General features: G+C 70.5%; 19 protein-coding genes, 1 rRNA gene and 1 riboswitch. Of the genes, 7 read left to right on the forward strand and 13 right to left on the reverse strand.

Annotated elements, in window-relative coordinates:
• The first annotated feature begins 3 nt into the window (after positions 1 to 3).
• Positions 4 to 1,953 (forward strand): amino acid transporter, encoded by a 1,950-nt coding sequence (locus tag ACIP4X_RS14415; protein ID WP_358737995.1) that lies wholly within the window; start codon positions 4 to 6, stop codon positions 1,951 to 1,953.
• 119 nt (positions 1,954 to 2,072) lie between these two features.
• Positions 2,073 to 2,468, forward strand: coding sequence for a helix-turn-helix transcriptional regulator (locus ACIP4X_RS14420; RefSeq protein WP_358737994.1), 396 nt, complete (start codon positions 2,073 to 2,075; stop codon positions 2,466 to 2,468).
• Between the two features lie 10 nt (positions 2,469 to 2,478).
• Here ACIP4X_RS14420 and ACIP4X_RS14425 read toward each other — a convergent pair whose 3' ends face one another.
• Positions 2,479 to 2,940 carry a molybdopterin-dependent oxidoreductase gene (locus tag ACIP4X_RS14425; protein WP_358737992.1) on the reverse strand — a complete coding sequence of 154 codons (462 nt, stop codon included), beginning with the start codon at positions 2,938 to 2,940 and terminating at the stop codon, positions 2,479 to 2,481.
• A 199-nt stretch (positions 2,941 to 3,139) separates the two neighbouring features.
• On the opposite strand from ACIP4X_RS14425, the gene modA reads away from it, so the two are divergent.
• Genes modA through ACIP4X_RS14445 form a run of 4 tightly spaced genes read left to right on the forward strand, consistent with a single transcriptional unit; the run spans position 3,140 to position 6,420 of the window.
• Complete coding sequence (modA, locus tag ACIP4X_RS14430) at positions 3,140 to 3,964, forward strand: molybdate ABC transporter substrate-binding protein (RefSeq protein WP_358737990.1); 825 nt, start codon at positions 3,140 to 3,142, stop codon at positions 3,962 to 3,964.
• Positions 3,961 to 4,803: a molybdate ABC transporter permease subunit gene (modB, locus tag ACIP4X_RS14435; RefSeq protein WP_401348503.1), complete on the forward strand. Its 843-nt coding sequence runs from the start codon at positions 3,961 to 3,963 to the stop codon at positions 4,801 to 4,803. Before modA ends, modB begins: the two co-directional genes overlap by 4 nt.
• A gap of 46 nt (positions 4,804 to 4,849) precedes the next feature.
• On the forward strand, positions 4,850 to 5,941 hold the full coding sequence (locus tag ACIP4X_RS14440) for an ABC transporter ATP-binding protein (RefSeq protein ID WP_358737988.1): 1,092 nt from the start codon (positions 4,850 to 4,852) through the stop codon (positions 5,939 to 5,941).
• 59 nt (positions 5,942 to 6,000) lie between these two features.
• On the forward strand, positions 6,001 to 6,420 hold the full coding sequence (locus tag ACIP4X_RS14445) for a TOBE domain-containing protein (RefSeq protein WP_358737986.1): 420 nt from the start codon (positions 6,001 to 6,003) through the stop codon (positions 6,418 to 6,420).
• 54 nt (positions 6,421 to 6,474) lie between these two features.
• Here ACIP4X_RS14445 and gcvP read toward each other — a convergent pair whose 3' ends face one another.
• Positions 6,475 to 9,360 carry an aminomethyl-transferring glycine dehydrogenase gene (gene gcvP, locus ACIP4X_RS14450; protein WP_358737984.1) on the reverse strand — a complete coding sequence of 962 codons (2,886 nt, stop codon included), beginning with the start codon at positions 9,358 to 9,360 and terminating at the stop codon, positions 6,475 to 6,477.
• 175 nt (positions 9,361 to 9,535) lie between these two features.
• Positions 9,536 to 9,630, reverse strand: a riboswitch (glycine riboswitch).
• Between the two features lie 114 nt (positions 9,631 to 9,744).
• Here gcvP and ACIP4X_RS14455 point away from each other — a divergent pair.
• On the forward strand, positions 9,745 to 10,128 hold the full coding sequence (locus ACIP4X_RS14455; protein ID WP_358737983.1) for a PRC-barrel domain-containing protein: 384 nt from the start codon (positions 9,745 to 9,747) through the stop codon (positions 10,126 to 10,128).
• Here the strand turns inward: ACIP4X_RS14455 and ACIP4X_RS14460 are convergent.
• From ACIP4X_RS14460 to rrf, 11 genes are all read right to left on the reverse strand, one after another.
• Positions 10,038 to 11,483 carry a DNA polymerase IV gene (locus ACIP4X_RS14460; protein ID WP_358737981.1) on the reverse strand — a complete coding sequence of 482 codons (1,446 nt, stop codon included), beginning with the start codon at positions 11,481 to 11,483 and terminating at the stop codon, positions 10,038 to 10,040. The two genes, ACIP4X_RS14455 and ACIP4X_RS14460, sit on opposite strands and share 91 nt — an antisense overlap.
• 101 nt (positions 11,484 to 11,584) lie before the next feature.
• On the reverse strand, positions 11,585 to 12,268 hold the full coding sequence (locus tag ACIP4X_RS14465; RefSeq protein ID WP_358737980.1) for a MerR family transcriptional regulator: 684 nt from the start codon (positions 12,266 to 12,268) through the stop codon (positions 11,585 to 11,587).
• Between the two features lie 191 nt (positions 12,269 to 12,459).
• Positions 12,460 to 12,933 (reverse strand): bifunctional nuclease family protein, encoded by a 474-nt coding sequence (locus ACIP4X_RS14470; protein ID WP_037684412.1) that lies wholly within the window; start codon positions 12,931 to 12,933, stop codon positions 12,460 to 12,462.
• Positions 12,934 to 13,013: 80 nt separating this feature from the next.
• Positions 13,014 to 13,751 (reverse strand): MerR family transcriptional regulator, encoded by a 738-nt coding sequence (locus ACIP4X_RS14475; RefSeq protein ID WP_401348511.1) that lies wholly within the window; start codon positions 13,749 to 13,751, stop codon positions 13,014 to 13,016.
• A 17-nt stretch (positions 13,752 to 13,768) separates the two neighbouring features.
• Entirely contained in the window at positions 13,769 to 14,629 is an 861-nt protein-coding gene (locus ACIP4X_RS14480) for an FHA domain-containing protein (RefSeq protein WP_358738010.1), read from the reverse strand.
• Between the two features lie 130 nt (positions 14,630 to 14,759).
• Complete coding sequence (locus ACIP4X_RS14485) at positions 14,760 to 15,629, reverse strand: DUF881 domain-containing protein (RefSeq protein ID WP_358737978.1); 870 nt, start codon at positions 15,627 to 15,629, stop codon at positions 14,760 to 14,762.
• 5 nt (positions 15,630 to 15,634) lie between these two features.
• Positions 15,635 to 15,967 carry a small basic family protein gene (locus ACIP4X_RS14490; protein WP_003988855.1) on the reverse strand — a complete coding sequence of 111 codons (333 nt, stop codon included), beginning with the start codon at positions 15,965 to 15,967 and terminating at the stop codon, positions 15,635 to 15,637.
• Entirely contained in the window at positions 15,964 to 16,860 is an 897-nt protein-coding gene (locus ACIP4X_RS14495) for a DUF881 domain-containing protein (RefSeq protein WP_358737976.1), read from the reverse strand. Before ACIP4X_RS14495 ends, ACIP4X_RS14490 begins: the two co-directional genes overlap by 4 nt.
• 152 nt (positions 16,861 to 17,012) lie before the next feature.
• Positions 17,013 to 19,508: a sugar phosphate nucleotidyltransferase gene (locus ACIP4X_RS14500; protein ID WP_401348515.1), complete on the reverse strand. Its 2,496-nt coding sequence runs from the start codon at positions 19,506 to 19,508 to the stop codon at positions 17,013 to 17,015.
• 117 nt (positions 19,509 to 19,625) lie between these two features.
• Positions 19,626 to 20,234, reverse strand: a complete 609-nt coding sequence (locus ACIP4X_RS14505; protein ID WP_358737973.1) for a CDP-alcohol phosphatidyltransferase family protein — start codon at positions 20,232 to 20,234, stop codon at positions 19,626 to 19,628.
• Between the two features lie 109 nt (positions 20,235 to 20,343).
• Positions 20,344 to 20,438: ribosomal RNA gene (rrf, locus tag ACIP4X_RS14510) — 5S ribosomal RNA — on the reverse strand; the annotation flags it as partial.

The following is a 20,438-nucleotide window of genomic DNA, read 5'->3' on the forward strand; positions in this document are numbered from 1 at the left end:
GGCATGGCGACCACCGAGCACCCTCCCAGTCGTCTGCGCGCCTGGATGCTGGAGGGCCTGTCCGACATGGGCAAGGGCATCCAGCAGGCCCCGCACGCCCTGCCGGAGCCCCCGCACAAGGGGCAGCGGTGGTGGAGGGTGATGTGCCTGACCGGTGTGGACTACTTCTCGACGCTCGGCTACCAGCCGGGCATCGCGGCGCTCGCGGCCGGACTGCTGTCGCCGATCGCCACCCTCGTGCTGGTCCTGGTCACCCTCGCGGGCGCCCTGCCGGTGTACCGGAGGGTGGCGTCGGAGAGCCCGCACGGCGCGGGCTCGATCGCCATGCTGGAGCGGCTGCTGTCGTTCTGGCAGGGCAAGCTGTTCGTGCTGGCCCTGCTCGGCTTCGCCGCCACCGACTTCCTGATCACCATGACGCTGTCGGCCGCGGACGCCTCGACCCACCTGGTGGAGAACCCGCATCTGACGGCCGCGCTGCACAGCCACCAGATGCTGATCACGCTCCTGCTCATCGCGCTGCTCGGCGCGGTCTTCCTCAAGGGCTTCGTGGAGGCGATCGGCGTCGCCTTCGTCCTGGTCGGGATCTATCTCGCGCTGAACGCCGTCGTGGTGGCCGTCGGACTGTGGCACGTCCTCACCGCCGAGCACGTGGTCACCGACTGGACCAGCGCGCTGACCGCCCAGCACGGCAACGTCTTCCTCATGGTCGGCGTGGCCCTGCTCGTCTTTCCCAAACTCGCCCTCGGCCTGTCCGGCTTCGAGACCGGCGTCGCCGTCATGCCGCACGTACGGGGCAACCCGGACGACACCGAGGAGCGGCCCACCGGCCGGATCCGGGACACCAGGAAGCTGCTCACCACGGCCGCGCTGATCATGAGCTGCTTCCTGATCGCCACCAGCTTCATCACGACGCTGCTGATCCCGGCGCCGGAGTTCAAGGCCGGCGGCCAGGCCAACGGGCGTGCCCTCGCCTATCTGGCGCACGAGTACCTCGGCAACACCTTCGGCACGGTCTACGACGTCTCGACCATCCTGATCCTGTGGTTCGCGGGCGCCTCCGCGATGGCCGGGCTGCTCAACCTGATGCCCCGGTACCTGCCCCGCTACGGAATGGCGCCGCACTGGGCGCGGGCGGTCCGCCCGATGGTCATCGTCTTCACCCTGATCGGCTTCCTGGTCACCTGGATCTTCGACGCCAACGTCGACAAGCAGGGCGGCGCGTACGCCACGGGCGTGCTCGTGCTGATCAGCTCCGCGGCGATCGCGGTGACCATCGCCGCCCGCAGGGCCGGCCAGCGCAACTGGACCATCGCGTTCGGGGTCATCTCGGCCGTGTTCCTCTACACGACCGTCGTCAACATCATCGAGCGTCCCGACGGTGTGAAGATCGGCGCCTGCTTCATCACCGGGATCATCCTGGTCTCGCTGCTGTCCCGGCTCGCCCGTTCGTTCGAGCTGAGGGTGACGAGCGTGACGCTGGACGACATGGCGGAGCGGTTCGTCAGGGACATCGCCAGCCGCAAGATCCGGTTCATCGCCAAGGAGCCGGAGCGGCGGGACAAGGCCGAGTACCGCGACAAGATCGAGCAGATCCGCAGCGACAGCGACATCCCGGTCACGGAGGACTTCGTCTTCGTCGAGGTGACGGTCACCGACCCCTCGGAGTTCGAGGCCGGGCTGACCGTGCGCGGGGAGGTCAGGCACGACCGCTACCGGGTGCTGGCCATGGAGTCCGCGTCCGTCCCGAACGGCCTGGCCGCGCTCCTCCTCCACGTCCGGGAGATGACCGGCCGCACCCCCCACATCTATTTCGAGTGGACCGAGGGCAACCCGTTCGCCAACTTCCTGCGCTTCTTCCTCTTCGGCCAGGGCGAGGTCGCGCCGGTCACGCGCGAGGTGCTGCGCGAGGCGGAGCCGGATCGCGCCAAGCGCCCGCGGGTGCACACGGGCTGAGCCGCGCCGGGCGAGGACGGGTGCCCGCGGGCCGGCCTCCGCGCACTGGCTGAGCCGTGCCCGCGAACGGCCCACCCCCAGGTCCGCCCCACACCACCTGCGGCTCTATCGTGACCGGCATGCAGTCCTACACGATCGGGCAGGCGGCCCGGCTGCTCGGTGTCAGCCCGGACACCGCGCGCCGCTGGGCGGACGCGGGCCGGATGGCCACCCACCGCGACGAGGGCGGACGCCGGCTCATCGACGGCCGGGACCTCGCAGCGTTCTCGGTCGAGCTGGCCCGGAGCGGCGGCGGCGAGGAGGGCCCCTCGTACACGTCGGTCCGCAACGCCTTCGCCGGCATCGTGACCGCCATCAAGCTCGGCGACGTCGCCGCCCAGGTGGAGATCCAGGCCGGCCCGCACCGCCTCGTCTCCCTGCTGACCCGGGAGGCCGTGGAGGAACTGGGCCTGGAGGTCGGCATGGAGGCCACCGCCCGCGTGAAGTCGACGAACGTGCACATCGACCGGGCCTGACCGAACCCGTTCACACCTCGGCACACGCGCGATAGCCGCCGTCCACGCGGATCGCCCGTACGCCGCTGACGTAGCGCGCGCCGCAGCGGTCCTGCGGCAGCACCAGTTGAGGGCCCGCGCTGTCGAGCGGGGCGCCGTCGATGCTCACCGCGAGCAGGACCGGCGCGTCGGCGAAGTCGGGGTCGATCTCCGCCCAGGACAGCAGCGCGTGGTGTCCGTCGGCGGCCGTGACCGCGATCAGGAAGCGCAGCCGGTCCTTGCGCCGGGCCGGGTCGAAGCCGGGCCCGGCCGCGGACAGCACGTCGTACAGGCGCGGTCCGGTGAAGCGGTGGTGCCGCACTCCGCTGGTGGCGCAGGTGAAGGCGGCTCCCACTCCGTGCTGCGGCCATCCGAGCAGATCCCGCACGGTCAGCCGGGCCGGGCGGGCGAGGTCGCCGGTCAGGTCGAGCTCCGCGAGCGTCACGGGCACCACCTCCGAAGGGTCCGTACCCGAGCGACCGCACCGCACAAACGCACATGCGAGGACCTGCCCGGCGTATCACCGGCTCATGCGATGCAACAGGGGCCTTACACCTGGCAATTGCGGCAGTATGATCGCTTCACGGCCATCGAACGGTCGTGGCAGGGCGCGACAGCTTCTTCCCGTGCAGAGCCAGAGGAGTAGAACCGTGATGACCCGTTCCACGCGACGGACCAGGATGCTGCAGTCGGGAGTGGCGGGGGCCGCGGCGTTGCTCGCCCTCAGCGCCTGCTCCTCCTCGTCCTCCGACGGTTCGTCCGCGGCCGGATCCGACACGTCGGCGTCCTCCGCGCCGAAGCTGTCCGGCACCGTGACCGTCTTCGCCGCCGCCTCGCTGAAGGAGACCTTCACCGAGCTCGGCAAGCAGTTCGAGCAGCAGCACCCCGGCGCCAAGGTCACCTTCAACTTCGGCGGCAGCGACAGCCTCGCCGCGAGCATCACCTCCGGTGCCCCCGCCGACGTGTTCGCCGCCGCCAGCCCCAAGACCATGGCGATCGTGACCGACAAGAACGACGCGGACGGGACACCGGTCACCTTCGTCCGCAACCAGCTGGAGATCGCGACCGCGCCGGGCAACCCGGACAAGATCGCCTCGCTGAAGGACCTCACCGGGTCCAACCTGAAGGTCGTCCTGTGCGACAAGACCGTGCCCTGCGGCGCCGCCGCCCAGAAGGTGCTGGAGGCAAGCAACCTCAAGCTGACCCCGGTCTCCTACGAGCAGGACGTCAAGAGCGCCCTGACGAAGGTCGAGCTGAAGGAGGCCGACGCGGCCCTCGTCTACAAGACCGACGCGAAGGCCGCCGCCGACCGGGTCCAGGGCGTGGAGTTCCCCGAGTCGGCCGAGGCCGTCAACGACTACCCGATCACCCTGCTCAAGAACGCGCCGAACGCCGCCGCGGCCAAGGCGTTCATCGAGCTGGTGACGTCGGCCGACGGCCAGAAGGTACTGACCGGGGCCGGGTTCCTGAAGCCGTGACCGGGATCGACGAGGCCCGCGTCGCGACCCGGAGGAACGGGTCGCGGCGCGGCCGCGCGCTCGGCGGCGCGCCGCTGCCTCTGCTGGTCCCCGCCCTGGTCGGCCTGGCCTTCCTGCTGCTGCCGCTGCTCGCGCTGCTGATCCGGGCCCCCTGGCGCAGCCTGCCGGACCAGCTGACCAGCGCCGAGGTGTGGCAGGCGCTCCAGTTGTCCCTGGTCAGCGCCACCGCCGCCACCGCCGTGAGCCTGGTGCTCGGTGTTCCGCTGGCCTGGCTGCTGGCCCGTACGGACTTCCCCGGACGCGGATTCGTCCGGGCCCTGGTCACGCTGCCGCTCGTGCTGCCGCCGGTCGTGGGCGGTGTGGCCCTGCTGCTGGCCCTGGGGCGCAACGGCGTCGTCGGGCAGTGGCTGGACTCCTGGTTCGGGATCACGCTGCCGTTCACCACGGCCGGGGTGGTGGTCGCGGAGGCGTTCGTGGCCATGCCGTTCCTCGTGATCAGCGTCGAGGGCACACTGCGGGCCGCCGACCCGCGCTACGAGGAGGCGGCCACCACGCTGGGCGCCTCACGCTTCACCGCGTTCCGCCGGGTCACCCTGCCGCTGATCGCGCCGGGCATCGCCGCGGGCGCCGTGCTCGCCTGGGCGCGGGCGCTCGGCGAGTTCGGCGCGACGATCACCTTCGCCGGCAACTTCCCCGGCCGTACGCAGACCATGCCACTGGCCGTCTACCTGGCCCTGCAGAACGATCCGGCGGCGGCGATCTCCCTGAGCCTGGTGCTGCTCGCGGTGTCGATCGCCGTACTGGCGGGTCTGCGGGACCGTTGGATGACCGCCTCGTGATGACGACGCCGATCCCGACCCGCCCCGTATCCAGGACGTTCATCTCATGACCGACATCGACCGGACCCCGGCCGGCGTGCGAGCCGGGGGCGCGAGGGGGGAGGGCCTGGACGCCCGCCTCGTCGTCGACCGCGGCGCCTTCCGCCTCGACGTCGCGCTCACCGCCGCCCCGGGCGACGTGGTGGCGCTGCTCGGCCCGAACGGCGCCGGGAAGACGACGGCGCTGCGCGCCCTGGCGGGCCTGGTGCCGCTCACCGGCGGCCATCTGCGCCTGGACGGCGCCGCGCTGGACCGCACGCCGCCCGAGTCACGCCCGGTCGGTGTCGTCTTCCAGGACTACCTGCTGTTCCCGCATCTGTCGGCCCTGGACAACGTGGCCTTCGGGCCGCGCTGCCGGGGCACGTCCAAGGCCGAGGCCCGCGCGCAGGCCGCGCGGTGGCTGGACCGGATGGGGCTGGCCGACCACGCCGGTGCCAAGCCCCGCCGTCTCTCCGGCGGCCAGGCGCAGCGCGTGGCCCTGGCCCGCGCCCTGGCCACCGGGCCCCGGCTGCTGCTGCTCGACGAACCGCTCGCGGCGCTCGACGCCCGCACCCGGCTGGAGGTTCGCGCCCAGCTCCGTCGGCACCTCGCCGAGTTCGAGGCCGTCGCCGTCCTGGTCACCCATGACCCGCTGGACGCGATGGTGCTGGCCGACCGGCTGGTCGTGGTCGAGCACGGCCGTGTCGTCCAGGAGGGCACCCCGTCGGAGATCGCCCGCCGTCCGCGCACGGACTACGTCGCACAGCTGGTGGGCCTGAACCTCTACCGCGGTGAGGCGGAGGGCCACACCGTCCGTCTCGCGTCCGGTCCCGCCGTCACCATCACGGAGGCACTGTCGGGAGCGGTGTTCGTGGCCTTCCCGCCGAGTGCGGTCACTCTCTTCCGGGACCGCCCCTCGGGCACCAGCGCGCGCAACCTGTGGCAGTGCGAGGTCGCCGGCCTGGAGACCCACGGCGACCAGATCCGCGCCGACCTGACCGGGGAACTCGCCCTCACCGCGGACCTGACCACGGTCGCGGCCGCCGAGCTGGACCTGCACCCGGGCGCGGTGGTCTGGGCGACCGTCAAGGCGACGCAGACCCACGCCTACCCGGCTTGAGGCACCGGCCGCCCTACGGTGGGTGTCACCACGTCCCCCACCCCACGAGGCGTCCCCCCATGAGCCTGAGCATGCGCAACCAGTTGCCCGGAACGGTCACCTCCGTCACCCCAGGCGATGCGATGGCCCTCGTTCACGTACGCCTGGACGGGGGCGGACAGCTCACGTCCGCGATCACCCGGGACGCCGTCGAGGACCTGCGACTGAAGGAGGGCACCGCCGTGCGGGCCCTGGTGAAGTCGACGGAGGTGTCCCTGGCCACCGGGCCGGTGGAGGGCCTGTCCATCCGCAACCGGCTGCCGGGCACCGTCAGCCGGATCACCCAGGGCGCGGCCATGGTGTCCGTCCGGGTCGGCGTGGAGGGCGGCGAGCTGACCGCCGCGATCACCAGCGACGCCGCCACGGACCTCGGCCTGGCGGAGGGCACGCACGTCACCGCCCTGATCAAGTCGACCGAGGTCGCCCTGGCCACCGCGTGACGACACGGCGAGGGCTCCCGCCCGGGTCGGACGGGAGCCCTGTGAGCCGTTCGCTCAGTCCTCGTACGCGTCCAGCGGCGGGCACGAGCAGACGAGGTTGCGGTCGCCGAAGGCCTGGTCGATGCGGCGCACCGGCGGCCAGTACTTGTCGGCGGCCGTGACGCCGGCCGGGAAGACGGCCTCCTCACGGGTGTAGCCGTGCTCCCACTCCCCGCCGAGCGCGGCGGCGGTGTGCGGGGCGCCGCGCAGCGGGTTGTCGTCCTCGGCCCACTCTCCGGCACCGACCTTCTCGATCTCGGCACGGATCGCGATCATCGCGTCGCAGAACCGGTCAAGCTCGGTCAGGTCCTCGGACTCGGTCGGCTCGATCATCAGCGTGCCGGCCACCGGGAACGACATCGTCGGCGCGTGGAAGCCGTAGTCGATCAGGCGCTTGGCCACGTCGTCCACGGTCACCCCGGTCTCCTTGGTCAGCGGGCGCAGGTCGATGATGCACTCGTGGGCGACCAGGCCGCCGGGGCCGGTGTAGAGCACCGGGTAGTGCGGCTCGAGGCGCTTGGCGACGTAGTTGGCGCTGAGCACGGCGACCTGCGTGGCCCGCTTGAGGCCCTCGCCGCCCATCAGGCGGACGTAGGCCCAGGAGATCGGCAGGATGCCGGCCGAGCCCCACGGCGCGGCCGAGATCGGGCCGACCCCGGTCTCCGGGCCGGCGACGGGCTGCAGCGGGTGGTTGGGCAGGTACGGCGCCAGGTGGGAGCGCACGCCGACCGGGCCGACGCCGGGACCGCCGCCGCCGTGCGGGATGCAGAACGTCTTGTGCAGGTTCAGGTGGGAGACGTCGCCGCCGAAGTGGCCCGGCTTGGCGAGGCCCACCAGGGCGTTCAGGTTGGCACCGTCGACGTACACCTGGCCGCCGGCCTCGTGGACCTGCGCGCAGATGTCGGCGACGTGCTCCTCGAACACGCCGTGCGTGGACGGGTAGGTGATCATCAGCACGGCGAGCTGCTCACGGTACTGCTCGATCTTGGCCCGCAGGTCCTCGACGTCGATCTCGCCGTCCTCGGCAGTCCTGACGACGACGACCTTCATGCCGGCCATCACGGCGCTGGCGGCGTTGGTGCCGTGCGCGGAGGACGGGATGAGGCAGATGGTGCGCTGCTCGTCGCCGTTGGCCCGGTGGTAACCGCGCACGGCGAGCAGACCGGCCAGCTCGCCCTGGGACCCGGCGTTCGGCTGGAGGGAGACCTTGTCGTAGCCGGTGACCTCGGCGAGACGGTCCTCCAGCTCACGGATGAGGGTGAGGTAGCCGTCCGCCTGCTCGGCGGGCACGAACGGGTGCAGCTGCCCGAACTCCGGCCAGGTGACCGGCTCCATCTCGGTCGTCGCGTTGAGCTTCATGGTGCACGAGCCCAGCGGGATCATGCCGCGGTCGAGCGCGTAGTCGCGGTCGGCCAGCCGGCGCAGGTAGCGCAGCATCGCGGTCTCGGACCGGTACTGGTGGAAGACGGGGTGGGTGAGGTAGCCGTCGGTGCGCAGCAGCGCCTCGGACAGCGCGTCCCCGGCGGCCGCGTCCAACGCCTCGATGTCGCCCCCGACACCGAAGGCGGCCCACACGGCGCGCAGCCGGTCCCGGACGGTGGTCTCGTCGCAGGCGATCGAGACGTGGTCCGCGTCGACCAGACGCAGGTTCACGCCGCCCTCGCGGGCCGCGGCGACGACCTCGGCGGCACGCCCCTCGGCCTTGACGGTCAGCGTGTCGAAGTACGCGCCGTGCACGACCTCGAAGCCGCCGGCCTCGAGGCCCTCGGCAAGGACCGTGGCGTAGCGGTGGGTGCGCAGCGCGATGTCCCGCAGGCCCTCGGGGCCGTGGTAGACCGCGTACATGCCGGCCATGACGGCGAGCAGCACCTGGGCGGTGCAGATGTTGCTGGTGGCCTTCTCGCGGCGGATGTGCTGCTCACGGGTCTGCAGGGCGAGGCGGTAGGCCTTGTTGCCGTCGGCGTCGACGGAGACGCCGACCAGGCGGCCGGGCAGGCTGCGCGCGAACTTCTCGTGCACCGCCATGTAGCCGGCGTGCGGGCCGCCGAAGCCCATCGGCACGCCGAAGCGCTGGGTGGTGCCGACGGCGATGTCCGCGCCGAGCTCGCCGGGCGACTTCAGCAGGGTGAGCGCGAGCAGGTCGGCGGCGACGGTGACCAGGGCACCCAGCTCGTGCGCCTGGTCGATGACGGGCTTCAGGTCGCGCACGGCGCCGGAGGCGCCCGGGTACTGCAGGAGCACGCCGTTGATCTCACGCTCGGCGATCTCGGCGGGGATGCCCGCGGCGAGGTCGGCGACGACGACCTCGACACCGGTCGGCTCGGCGCGGGTCTGGATGACCGCGATGGTCTGCGGCAGCGCGTCCGCGTCGACCAGGAACAGGCCCTTCTTGTTCTTGCCCATGCGCCGGGACAGCGACATGGCCTCGGCGGCGGCGGTGCCCTCGTCGAGCAGGGACGCGCCGGAGGTCGGCAGACCGGTCAGGTCGGCGACCACGGTCTGGAAGTTCAGCAGCGCCTCGAGGCGGCCCTGGGAGATCTCGGGCTGGTACGGGGTGTAGGCCGTGTACCAGGCCGGGTTCTCCATGACGTTGCGCAGGATGACCGGCGGGGTGAAGGTCCCGTAGTAGCCGAGTCCGATCATCGAGCCGAGGACCTGGTTGCGGTCGGCGAGGGAGCGCAGCTCGGCCAGCACCTCGGCCTCGGTGCGGGCGCCGGGCAGGTCGAGCGCGTCGGCGTTCTTGATCACATCGGGCACCGCGGCGGCGGTGAGCTCGTCGAGCGAGCCGTAGCCGACCTGCGCGAGCATCTTGGCCCGCGCCTCCAGGTCGGGCCCGATGTGGCGCTGTTCGAAGGGGATGCCCTGTTCGAGCTCGGAGAGCGGGATGCGCTGGGCGGTCATTGCGGAGGCCTCCTGGTCTGACACGACCTTCGAGGGACACCACGGCACGGGTGCCCCGACGGCCTCCCCCTCTGTCATCTCAACCTGAGAGTTTCACCGGGCCGCCCAAGGGCTCCGGTTTTCACCGTCGGTGAGAGCGGGATGCGTCGGCACCCGCTCTGCTTTCCAGAGTGACCTCGTCCGTGCGGTACGTGGGCCTGAGAGATTCCGGGGAGGATTTGCTCCTTCGGCGCCCCCGGTGAAGCCGGAGGGCTCTCCCGCACGGGGTCAGCAGCCGTTGCCCAGAGTACCAGCGGGGCAGCCGCACGGGCCTTCGAGTGGCCGCCCCGCTGAATGTGCTCTTTTGTAGTGCTTACGGATGAGTTGCGACCACGTGGAGGGACAGTGCAGACGGAGATCGATCCGCGCAACCTGATCGGCCGCAAGGCGTTCGACCGCAACGGCCACAAGATCGGCACGGTGGACGAGGTCTACCTCGATGACGCCACCGGAGTGCCGGAGTGGGCGGCGATACGCACCGGCCTGTTCTCCCGGGACGCCTTCGTCCCCCTGGAACCCAGCGAATTGGTCGAGGGAGCCCTGCGCGTCCCCTTCGACCGCACGCTCATCAAGGAGGCCCCCGACTTCGGTGTGGGCCGCCATCTGTCCCCCGAGCAGGAACTGCAGCTCTATCACCACTACGGTCTCGACGTGGCCCCTCCCCCGGCCGTCCCTGACCACCACTTCGGCAAGCTGGCGGGCTCCGGCTCGGGCCCGGACGAGAGCTGAGCCGCGGGAACCGCGGGAACCAGAGGCAGGGGTTCGGCCGGTTCCAGGTCCGGGTCGTCCAGAGCGAACGTGCGGACCCGGCCCGGCGCGGAGCCGGGCGTCTCGAAGCGGACGGTGACGCGGCCGAGACCGCTGCCCTGCACCCATCCGTGGCCGAACTCGGCGTGCCGTACGTCGCGGCCCGCCGGCAGCCGCCGCTCGGTGGGCGCAGGCTGCTGCTCGACGGGTTCCTCGGGCCGCTCCTCGGCCGGGCCCCGGCCCTCCGCCTCCGCGGCCTGCGCGCCCGCCGCCTGCGCGAACAGGTCCTCCTGGGTGTAGTCGGCGAGTCCGGACACACCCACGCCGAGAAGCCGCACGCCGCCGGTGGTGTCCACGGAGTCCAGCAGCCGGGCGGCCGCCTCGCGTATCACCGTGGGGTCGTCGGTGGGCCCGCGCAGGGTCTCGGAGCGGGTCAGGGTGGAGAAGTCGTAGCGGCGCACCTTCAGCACGATGGTGCGCCCCGACAGACCGGCCCCGCGCAGCCGGCCCACGCAGCGGTCGGCGAGCCGCTGCACCTCCAGGGCGACCCGGACGCGGTCGTGGATGTCCACGTCGTATGTGTCCTCGACGGACACCGACTTCGCCTCGCGCTCGGCGACGACGGGACGCTCGTCGTGGGCCAGCGCCATCGCGTACAACGCGTGCCCGTGCGCCTTGCCGAGCAGCCGTACGAGCTCGTCCTCACCGGCCTCGGCGATCTCCTCGACGGTGTGGATCCCGGCCCGCCGCAGATGGTCGCCCGTGGCCGGGCCGACGCCCGGCAGGGTCCGCACGGACAGCGGACCGAGCAGGGCCCGCTCGGTGCCGGGCTCGATGAGCACCAGCCCGTCGGGCTTGGCCCGCTCGGACCCGATCTTGGCGAGCATCTTGGAGGCGGCCAGCCCCACGGACCCCGTGAGCCCCGTGACCGCCCGGATGTCGGCGCGCAGTCTCACACCCGTCAGCCGGGCGGAATCCCCGTCCCAGGCGGCTCCCCCGGCCTCCAGGTCCACGAACGCCTCGTCCAGGCTCAGCGGCTCCACCAGCGGCGACAGCGCCCGCAGCAGGCCCATCACCCGCTCGCTGATGGAGCGGTAGAAGGCGAAGCGCGGCACGAGGTACGCGGCGTTCGGCGCCAGGCGCCGCGCCTGGGCCATCGGCATCGCGGAGTGGACCCCGAGGACGCGCGCCTCGTACGACGCGGTGGCCACCACCCCGCGCGGTCCCAGCCCGCCCACGACCACGGCCTTCCCGCGCAGGCTCGGCTTGGACGCCTGCTCCGCGGAGGCGAAGAAGGCATCCATGTCGAGATGGAGGATCGTGGGTGCGGTTCTCACATCTACGATGCTGCACCACGCCACTGACAACGCCCCGGCGGATCGGGCCGGGTCAGCGGCGCGTCGGTGGTCGGAACGCCCGTATCGGCCCGAAGGGCCGCTCAGACGGCGCGGTTGCGCCGCCGTGCCAGCTCGTCCCGCGGATTGGGCCCCACGAGCGTCTCCCCGGTGTCGATCCGCTCACCGTGCAGTTGCGACAGCGCACTCTCCACATCGCGCCACACCACACCGACGGCAATGCCGAAGATTCCCTGGCCGCCCTGGAGCAGCGCGTGCACCTCGTCGGGCGACGTGCACTCGTACACCGTGGCGCCGTCACTCATCAGCGTCATCCGCTCGAGGTCACGGAAACCGCACTCGCGCAGGTGCTGGACGGCGGTACGGATGTTCTGCAGCGACACGCCGGTGTCGAGGAACCGCTTGACGATCTTCAGGACGACGACGTCCCGGAAGCTGTAGAGGCGCTGGGTGCCGGACCCGTGGGCGGGCCGCACGCTCGGCTCGACCAGCCCGGTACGCGCCCAGTAGTCCAATTGCCGGTAGGTGATACCGGCGGCCGCGCAGGCCGTCGGACCGCGGTAGCCGATCTGCTCGGTCGCCATGACCGCCGCCCCTCCGCTGCTCGGCACCGCCGTCGGTCGTTGCGGAGCACGACCGGCCACGCCATCGAGAGGGGGATACCCCCCGCTCGGTCGGATCCGAGAGCCCTGGGGAGGGTACGGACCGCTTCCCCCGGCATTGTGTCCGGGGGCACCCCCAGCCGTACCGTCGCCGCTGCTTCTCACGCCGACCTCCGTCCTTGACCTGCCTCCTCGACGGTAGGCAGTCACCAGGGGTGCGTCAACGATCGCCACACTCGGCACGCCGAGTGATAATCACCCTAAGAGTGGTTTCGCGTACCCCATCGCCGGGAAAGGCTATCCGAATGTGCCGGAGGGAGGGCGCTGGGCGGTCTCCCGTGGCTCGTTCGGACGCTTCACTGGCTGCTGGTGCCGAAGTCCTCCGGCGAGATCTGGTCGAGGAACTCGCGGAACTTCTCCACCTCGTCCTCCTGCTCGTCCGGGATCGCGATCCCCGCGTCGTCCAGCACCGTGTCACTGCCGAAGATCGGCGTCCCGGTGCGCAGGGCCAGCGCTATGGCGTCGGACGGCCGGGCGCTCACCTCGACACCGCTGGCGAACACCAGCTCGGCGTAGAAGACGCCTTCACGCAGGTCCGTGATGCGCACTTCCGTGAGTTCCTGGCCGACCGCCTCCAGCACGTCCTTGAACAGGTCGTGGGTCAGCGGACGCGCGGGGGCCATGCCCTGCTGGGCGAAGGCGATCGCCGTCGCCTCCCCTGGCCCGATCCAGATGGGGAGGTAACGGTCGCCTCCCACTTCACGCAGGAGCACGATCGGTTGGTTGGAGGGCATCTCGACCCGGACACCTACGACATCGAGCTCGTTCACACAGCAACCCTAGGCGGTGCCCGGGACGTTTGGGTAGTCGGGCCGGGCCTGGGAGGAGGATCCGGCCGTATACGGCCCGCTCACGGCAGCCGCAGCCCGAGCGCGCTCTGGACCAGCACCGCGTGCAGCCGCACCGTGAGCTCGGCGAGCTCCTTGGCGCGGGCCTCGGCATGTGCCCTGGTCTGTGGGTTGCGGTGCCGCTTGAGCGGCGCCACCACCTGGTCGACGAGCCCGGCCTCCCGGTCGGCGGCCGCCTTCATCACCCGCAGATGCCGGGGCTCGATACCGAAACGCCCCAGCTCGGACACGAGCGAGGCCACGGTCACCGCCTCGGCGCCGTAGGCCCCGTCCTCCGACGGAGTGAGCAGCCCGTACGACTCCCACTCCTGGAGCTCCGCCTCCTCGATGCCCGCGGCGGTGAGCAGCTCGTCCCGCCCGATCCGGACTCCCGCCGGCGCCTCGGCCGGCGGCGGCACGGATCCGCCCTCACGCTGCCGGCCCACCGCCGGCAGATGGACCGCCTCGCCACGCTCCATGGCGTCCAGGTACTCGCGGATCACCTTCAACGGCAGGTAGTGGTCGCGCTGCATCCGCAGGACCAGGGCCAGCCGCTCGATGTCGCCGGTGCTGAACTTGCGGTACCCCGAGGGGGTGCGCCGCGGCTCGACGAGGCCCTCCGACTCCAGGAAGCGGATCTTGGAGACGGTGACCTCGGGAAACTCGCCGCGCAGCACGTTCAGCACCGTGCCGATGCTCTTCAGCCCACTGTCCGTGGCGGCGGTGCCGTGCCCGGCACCGCCGCTCGGTGATTGACGCATGGACCTTCCCTGACGGGTCAGATGCCCTGCCGGCTCGAGTAGAAGACCAGCCGGTACTTGCCGATCTGCACCTCGTCGCCGTTGGACAGCGCGACCTGGTCGATCGGCTCCCGGTTGACGTACGTGCCGTTCAGGCTGCCGACGTCGGCCACCGTGAACGAACCGTCCGGGTTGCGGCGGAACTCGACGTGGCGACGCGAGACCGTCACGTCGTCCAGGAAGATGTCGCTCTGCGGATGACGCCCGGCCGTGGTCAGCTCGCCGTCCAGGAGGAAACGGCTGCCGGAGTTCGGTCCGCGGCGCACCACCAGCAGGGCCGAGCCCAGCGGGAGCGCGTCGACGGCCGCCTGCGCCTCCGGAGACAGCATCGGCGTCTGGCCGGTGGCCTCCGCGTCGTAGGCCTCGAGGCCGGAGATGGAGATCGTCGAGGTCGTCTCCGACGAGCGCTCCGGCGTCGCGCCGGGCCGCAGCGGCGCGCCGCAGTTCGAACAGAAACGGCTGTTCTCCGCGTTGCGGTTACCGCACCTCGTGCACACCAGGACGGACATGGACGGATCCTCCTGCCGCGGCTGCCCCGCGGGGGCATCGGACGCGTACGGACCGGCGGCAAACCCTCCAGCCGTACCTGAGGTTGACGGTTCTCCGAAACCTATGCCGCCCGACTGGGCAGGGTCAACCGACGGCGCGCCCTGACCGGCCACCTGGTCCCTGAACAGCGGACGCTGGCCCTCCGCGTCGGGCTGTGCGCGGTGACGGGCCGTCGCGTTCTCGCCGCCCTCTCGCGCGCTCTTGCCGAACAACTTCGCAAACAACTTCACGGGCGATTCCCCTTGACCGAAACAGACCCGCCCGTGGGGCAGGACGAACCCTGACTGCATACACCGGTCGACCCGGACATCCTCACAACGTCCGTATCCACCAGACAGTTTCCACCACGCACCACCCAATCGGTGCGCCGACCCCCCGCAACCTCATGCCCCTGCCGGACGACCGCCATGCACCGCCGGTTCACCGCGAGGACGACCGAGCGTAGTCAGGCGTCTTCGCCGCCCGCAAGGCGTCCACGATGATCTTGTCCGAACGGTCGATCGTCACCGTGGCCTGCTCCTTCTCCAGGGTCTGCACCACGCCTCCAGGAATGTTGAGCGCCGGTTCGAGGTCCTGCGGCTTGCCGATGACCTTGAAACGATACGGAGTGTTGATCTTGTTCCCGTCGACGTCCACACCCTTGCCGGAATCGGTCAGATAAGTGTTCGCGACCACCCGCACGCCGTTCACCTCGATCGCCTCCGCACCGGCCGCGCGCAGCTCCTGTATCGCGTCGAGCAGCATGTCCGGCCGGACCGTTCCCTTCGTGTCCTCGATCGTGATCGTGATGCCGGGCCCCTGCGCGGCCACCGTGCCCGCGAGGATGCCGAGTTGCTTCTCCTTCTCGGCCGTCTGCCTGCGGGCCTCCTCGGCCTGGTCCGAGCTGTTCTCCAGCTCCTGGCGCTGCTTCTCCAGACCCTGCTTCTCGTCCTCAAGACGCTGAGTACGGTCGTCCAGTTCATCGAGGATGCGAACGAGATCCTCCTGCCGGGCGCCGCGGAGCGCGTTGTCACCGCTGCTGTTGGACGCGACCTGGACGGCGAGTCCGAAGCCGAGGCCGAACAGCAGCAGGGCGACGACGAGTTGGGCCCGGGTGAAGCGCGGCGGCCACAGCCCCTGGGCCAGCCGCTGGCGACCGGTCAGCGCGGGCTCGGAACTCTCCTCGGCACCCCGGCTCTCACCGGCGGCCGTCCGCGCGGGCACCTCCTCGGGCAGTTCCTGACGCAGCCGCTGCTGCTCGGGGAGAGTGCCGTGCTGCCCGTTCCCGGGCTGTTCGTCCTGGTTGCTCATCGCTCTCACGCCCGGAACACGTGCCGTCGGATCGCCGCGGCGTTGGAGAAGATGCGGATACCGAGGACGACCACCACACCCGTGGACAGCTGGGCGCCCACGCCCAACTTGTCGCCCAGGAAGACGATCAGCGCCGCCACCACCACGTTGGACAGGAACGACACGACGAAGACCTTGTCGTCGAAGATGCCGTCCAGCATGGCCCGCAGACCGCCGAAGACGGCGTCCAGCGCCGCGACGACGGCGATCGGCAGATAAGGCTCGACGACCGCCGGAACCTCCGGCCGGACCAACAGGCCGGCCACCACTCCCACGACGAGGCCCAGTACGGCGATCACGGTGTGCCCTTCTCAGTGCTCGGCTGTGCTGTACGTACGATCACACTCGGTGCGGCGGCCAGCCGGAGGTCGCTCTCCACGGAGATGCTGCTCCGGATGCCGTAGTTGTCCTTCAGTGCCTGGAGGTACAGCCCGTCGGGGCTGTCCTGGAACCGGTCGCTGAGCCGTTTCCCGTCCCCCACGGCGAGCACCGTGTACGGCGGCACCAGTGGCTTGTTGTCGACCAGTATCGCGGCACCCGCGGCCCTGATCGCCGACAGGGCCGTCAGCCGCTGCCCGTTGATGGAGACGGCCTCGGCACCCGACTGCCACAGCCCGTTCACCACCCGCTGCATGTCCCGGTCACGCACCCGGCCGGTGTCGGAGAAACCCGACGTCCCCCGCGGATTCCCGCCGCCGCTCGTGCCGGCCTCCTTGGCGTCGTCCACCACGAGCCGCACACCGGGGCCGTACACCTCGCCGGCGCCCGCCAGCATGGTCACCAGGTCGGCCTGCGGGTTGCCGCCGGTGTCCCGCAGCGCCTGGCGCTGCCGGGCACTCACGTCGTCACGCAGCTTGTCGACGGTCTCCTCGAGCTCGTCGGCCGCCGCGGTCTCCTTGTCGATGCGGTCGATCAGCTCCTGGCGCTCCTTGGCGACGACCGGGGCCGCCACACGCGCCTGGGCCGCTCCCAGGGTGACCACGAGCGCGGCCAGCACCAGCCCGCTCGCCAGGCCGAGCTTCGCCCGGACGGTTTTGGGCATGCCGCTCTCGCCCGCGGCCTTCTTCCGGGCGGCGGCCTCGGCGTAACCGTCGTCGAGGCTGTGGTCCATGACGTTGGTGATCAACGACATGGAGGCGTCCGGTCGGGAGGGCCGCGCGGGGTTGCTCCGAATGGGGGGATGCTGCGGCATGCCGCACATCGTCGCACGACGTGGCCGTGACCTCCGAATGGGCCCACCGGCGTGCCGGACAGGCACCCTTGGAGGTCACTTGTCCGGCACGCGCGCGTGCTGTCCGTTTTACCGGCCGCAGCCGTGCTCCAGCGGCTGATCCACCTGCTGTTCTACCGGCCGGCGCTGTCCACGACCGCCGCCCACTCGTCCAGCAGCGCCTGGGCGGAGGCGTCGTCGGGCCCCTCGGCCCAGAGATGGGTGACGGCCTCGGCCGGGTCGGGCAGGACCATCACCCAGCGGCCGTCGGTCTCCACGACCCGCACCCCGTCCGTGGTGTCCACGAAGCGGTCTCCGGCCGCCTCGACGACGCGGCGCATCACCAGCCCCTTCACGGCCCACGGCGTCGCCAGATCGCGCTTGAGGACGTGCGCACGCGGAATCCGCGAGTCGATCTGGCTCAGGGTGAGCTGCGTGCGCGCGACCAGCCCGATGAGCCGTACGAACGCCGCCGTCCCGTCGTAGACACTGCTGAACTCCGGGACGATGAATCCGCCCTTGCCGTCGCCGCCGAAGATCGTCCCCTCCTCGCCGCCGACCCGGGTGAGGTCGTCGGGAGAGGTCGTCGTCCACTCCACCTGCGTGCCGTGGTAGGCGGCGACCTGTTCGGCGATCCGCGTGGTCGTGACGGGGAGCGCGACCCGGCCGCTGCGCCGCTCGGCGGCGATCAGGTCGAGCATCACCAGCAAGGCGCGGTCGTCCTCGATGATGCGGCCCCTCTCGTCGACGAGGGACAGCCGCTCGCCCACCGGGTCGAACCGCACGCCGAACGCGGCTCCGGAGGACGCCACTATCTCCCCGAGCCGGACCAGACCCGCGCGCCGCATGTCGGCGGTCTCCGTCGGACGGGCCTCGTTCAGCCCCGGGTTGATCGTCAGCGAGTCCACACCGAGCTTGCCGAGCAGGCTGGGCAGCACAAGCCCGGCGCTGCCGTTCGAGGCGTCCACGACGACCTTGAGACCCGACTCGGCGATCCCTGTGGTGTCGACGTTGCGCAGCAGCGAACCGGTGTACGAGTCGAAGACACTGGACGGGAAGTACAGGTCACCGATCTCGCCCGGGAACGCACGCCGGTACTCCTGGCGCGCGAAGACCCGGTCCAGCTTGCGCTGGCTGCCCTGAGACAGGTCGGCGCCCTGTCCGTCGAAGAACATGATGTCGACCGAGTCGGGCACCCCGAGCGTGGTCCGGATCATGATGCCGCCGGCGCTGCCCCGCGCCGTCTGCTGCCGGGCCACCGGCAGCGGCACGTTCTCCAGGTCCCGTACGTCGATGGCGCTGGCCTGGAGGGCAGAGATCACCGCCCGCTTGAGCGCGCGGGCACCCCGGGAGTGGTCCCGGGCCGTGGTGACGGTGGAGCCCTTCTTGAGTGTGGTCGCGTAGGCGCCGGCGAGCCGTACGGCGAGCTCCGGGGTGATCTCCACGTTCAGGATCCCGGACACTCCGCGGGCCCCGAACAGGTGCGCCTGGCCCCGCGACTCCCAGATGACCGAGGTGTTGACGAAGGCGCCGGCCTCGATGGTCTTGAACGGGTACACCCGCACATTGCCCTGCACGATCGATTCTTCACCGATCAGGCACTCGTCGCCGATGACCGCGCCGTCCTCGATCCGCGCGGCGCGCATGATGTCGGTGTTCTTGCCGACGACACAGCCGCGCAGGTTGCTGTGCTGGCCGATGTACACGTTGTCGTGCACGACGGCCTTGTGCAGGAAGCCACCGCTCTTCACGACGACGTTGGAGCCGACGACTGTGTGCTCCCGGATCTCCGCGCCCGCCTCCACCTTGGCGTAGTCGCCGATGTAGAGCGGCCCGCGCAGCACGGCGTCCGGATGCACCTCGGCGCCCTCCGCGACCCAGACTCCCGGGGAGATCTCGAAGCCGTCGATCGTGACGTCGACCTTGCCCTCCAGGACGTCCGCCTGCGCCTTCACATAGCTCTCGTGGGTGCCGACGTCCTCCCAGTAGCCCTCGGCGATATAGCCGTAGATCGGCTTGCCTTCCTTCATCAGCTGCGGGAAGACATCGCCGGACCAGTCGACCGGAACATCGGGGTCGACATAGTTGAAGACCTCGGGCTCCATCACGTAGATGCCCGTGTTCACGGTGTCGGAGAAGACCTGGCCCCAGGTCGGCTTCTCCAGGAAGCGCTCGACCTTGCCCTCTTCGTCGACGATGGTGATGCCGAATTCCAGCGGATTGGGCACGCGCGTGAGACACACGGTCACCATCGCGCCCTTTTCCTTGTGGAAATCGATCAGCCGGGTGAGGTCGAAGTCGGTCAGAGCATCACCGGAGATGACGAGGAAGGCGTCGTCCTTCAACGCCTCCTCGGCGTTCTTGACGCTTCCGGCGGTTCCGAGTGGCTTCTCCTCATTGGCATAGGTGAGCTCCATTCCGAGCTCTTCACCATCTCCAAAGTAGTTCTTGACCAACGAGGCCAGGAACTGGACTGTGACGACGGTCTCATTCAGCCCATGCCTTTTGAGCAGCCGCAGCACATGCTCCATGATCGGCCGGTTCACCACCGGCAGGAGCGGCTTGGGCATGCTCGAGGTCATTGGACGAAGGCGCGTGCCTTCGCCTCCGGCCATCACGACGGCCTTCATGTCGGAAGCGTCCTCCTCCAAAGAGACGACGATCTAGCCGACTGCACCCGTTCTGATTGTCCCGCACTTTTCCCAGGCGGGCCATCGGAGCCCCTGCGGCTGCCTCGATGAGGGAACTCAGTCGGCCATGGCGTCCGCACGAACCAGACGGCGGACTTGTACCACGTAGAGGACTCCTGCCCACCAGTAGAGCGTTGTACCCCATCCTGCGAACGCCCATCCGAAAATGGCCGCGAGTGACGCGATCCATCCGCTGCCGTCACTGAGTAGCAACAAGGGGAACGCATACATCAGGTTGAACGTCGCCGCCTTACCCAGGAAGTTCACCTGCGGCGGCGGGTAGCCGTGCCTCCTGAGGACACCGACGGCCACCAGGAGCATCAATTCGCGTGCCACGAGGAGAGCGGTCAGCCACAGCGGCAGAATCTCGCGCCAGGTGAGGCCGAGGAGCGTGGAGAGGACGTAGAGGCGGTCAGCCGCGGGGTCGAGCAGCCGGCCGAGGCTGCTGACCTGGTTCCACCGTCGGGCGAGCTTGCCGTCGAGGTAGTCGCTGACGCCACTGAACGCGAGCACCAGCAGGGCCCAGCCGTCACTCTTGGGGCCACCGAACTCCGGCCGGAGGATCAGCCACAGGAAGAGGGGTACGCCTACGAGCCGTGCCATGCTGAGGATGTTCGGGATGGTGAGGACCCGGTCCGTCTGGACACGGGTCTCCTGGACCTCCACCCGGGGGCCTCCTGTGGGAAAGATACCGACGATGCCTCCTGACTTTACCCCAACGCAAAAAAGCTCCGGCTCCCGGGCTGTTTGCCCAGGAGCCGGAGCTCTAAAGGGAGTTCGGCGGCGTCCTACTCTCCCACAGGGTCCCCCCTGCAGTACCATCGGCGCTGTGAGGCTTAGCTTCCGGGTTCGGAATGTAACCGGGCGTTT

Origin of the sequence: Streptomyces sp. NPDC088817 (assembly GCF_044750345.1) — a bacterium.
GTDB lineage: Bacteria > Actinomycetota > Actinomycetes > Streptomycetales > Streptomycetaceae > Streptomyces.

Bases quoted from the DNA above. Each gene is read 5' to 3' on its own strand.
- ACIP4X_RS14415 (WP_358737995.1), top strand. From the start codon at position 4: ATGGCGACCACCGAGCACCCTCCCAGTCGTCTGCGCGCCTGGATGCTG.
- ACIP4X_RS14420 (WP_358737994.1), top strand. From the start codon at position 2,073: ATGCAGTCCTACACGATCGGGCAGGCGGCCCGGCTGCTCGGTGTCAGC.
- modA (WP_358737990.1), top strand. From the start codon at position 3,140: ATGACCCGTTCCACGCGACGGACCAGGATGCTGCAGTCGGGAGTGGCG.
- ACIP4X_RS14440 (WP_358737988.1), top strand. From the start codon at position 4,850: ATGACCGACATCGACCGGACCCCGGCCGGCGTGCGAGCCGGGGGCGCG.
- ACIP4X_RS14445 (WP_358737986.1), top strand. From the start codon at position 6,001: ATGAGCCTGAGCATGCGCAACCAGTTGCCCGGAACGGTCACCTCCGTC.
- gcvP (WP_358737984.1), bottom strand. From the start codon at position 9,360: ATGACCGCCCAGCGCATCCCGCTCTCCGAGCTCGAACAGGGCATCCCC.
- ACIP4X_RS14475 (WP_401348511.1), bottom strand. From the start codon at position 13,751: ATGCGTCAATCACCGAGCGGCGGTGCCGGGCACGGCACCGCCGCCACG.
- ACIP4X_RS14480 (WP_358738010.1), bottom strand. From the start codon at position 14,629: ATGCAGTCAGGGTTCGTCCTGCCCCACGGGCGGGTCTGTTTCGGTCAA.
- ACIP4X_RS14485 (WP_358737978.1), bottom strand. From the start codon at position 15,629: ATGAGCAACCAGGACGAACAGCCCGGGAACGGGCAGCACGGCACTCTC.
- ACIP4X_RS14495 (WP_358737976.1), bottom strand. From the start codon at position 16,860: ATGCCGCAGCATCCCCCCATTCGGAGCAACCCCGCGCGGCCCTCCCGA.
- ACIP4X_RS14500 (WP_401348515.1), bottom strand. From the start codon at position 19,508: ATGAAGGCCGTCGTGATGGCCGGAGGCGAAGGCACGCGCCTTCGTCCA.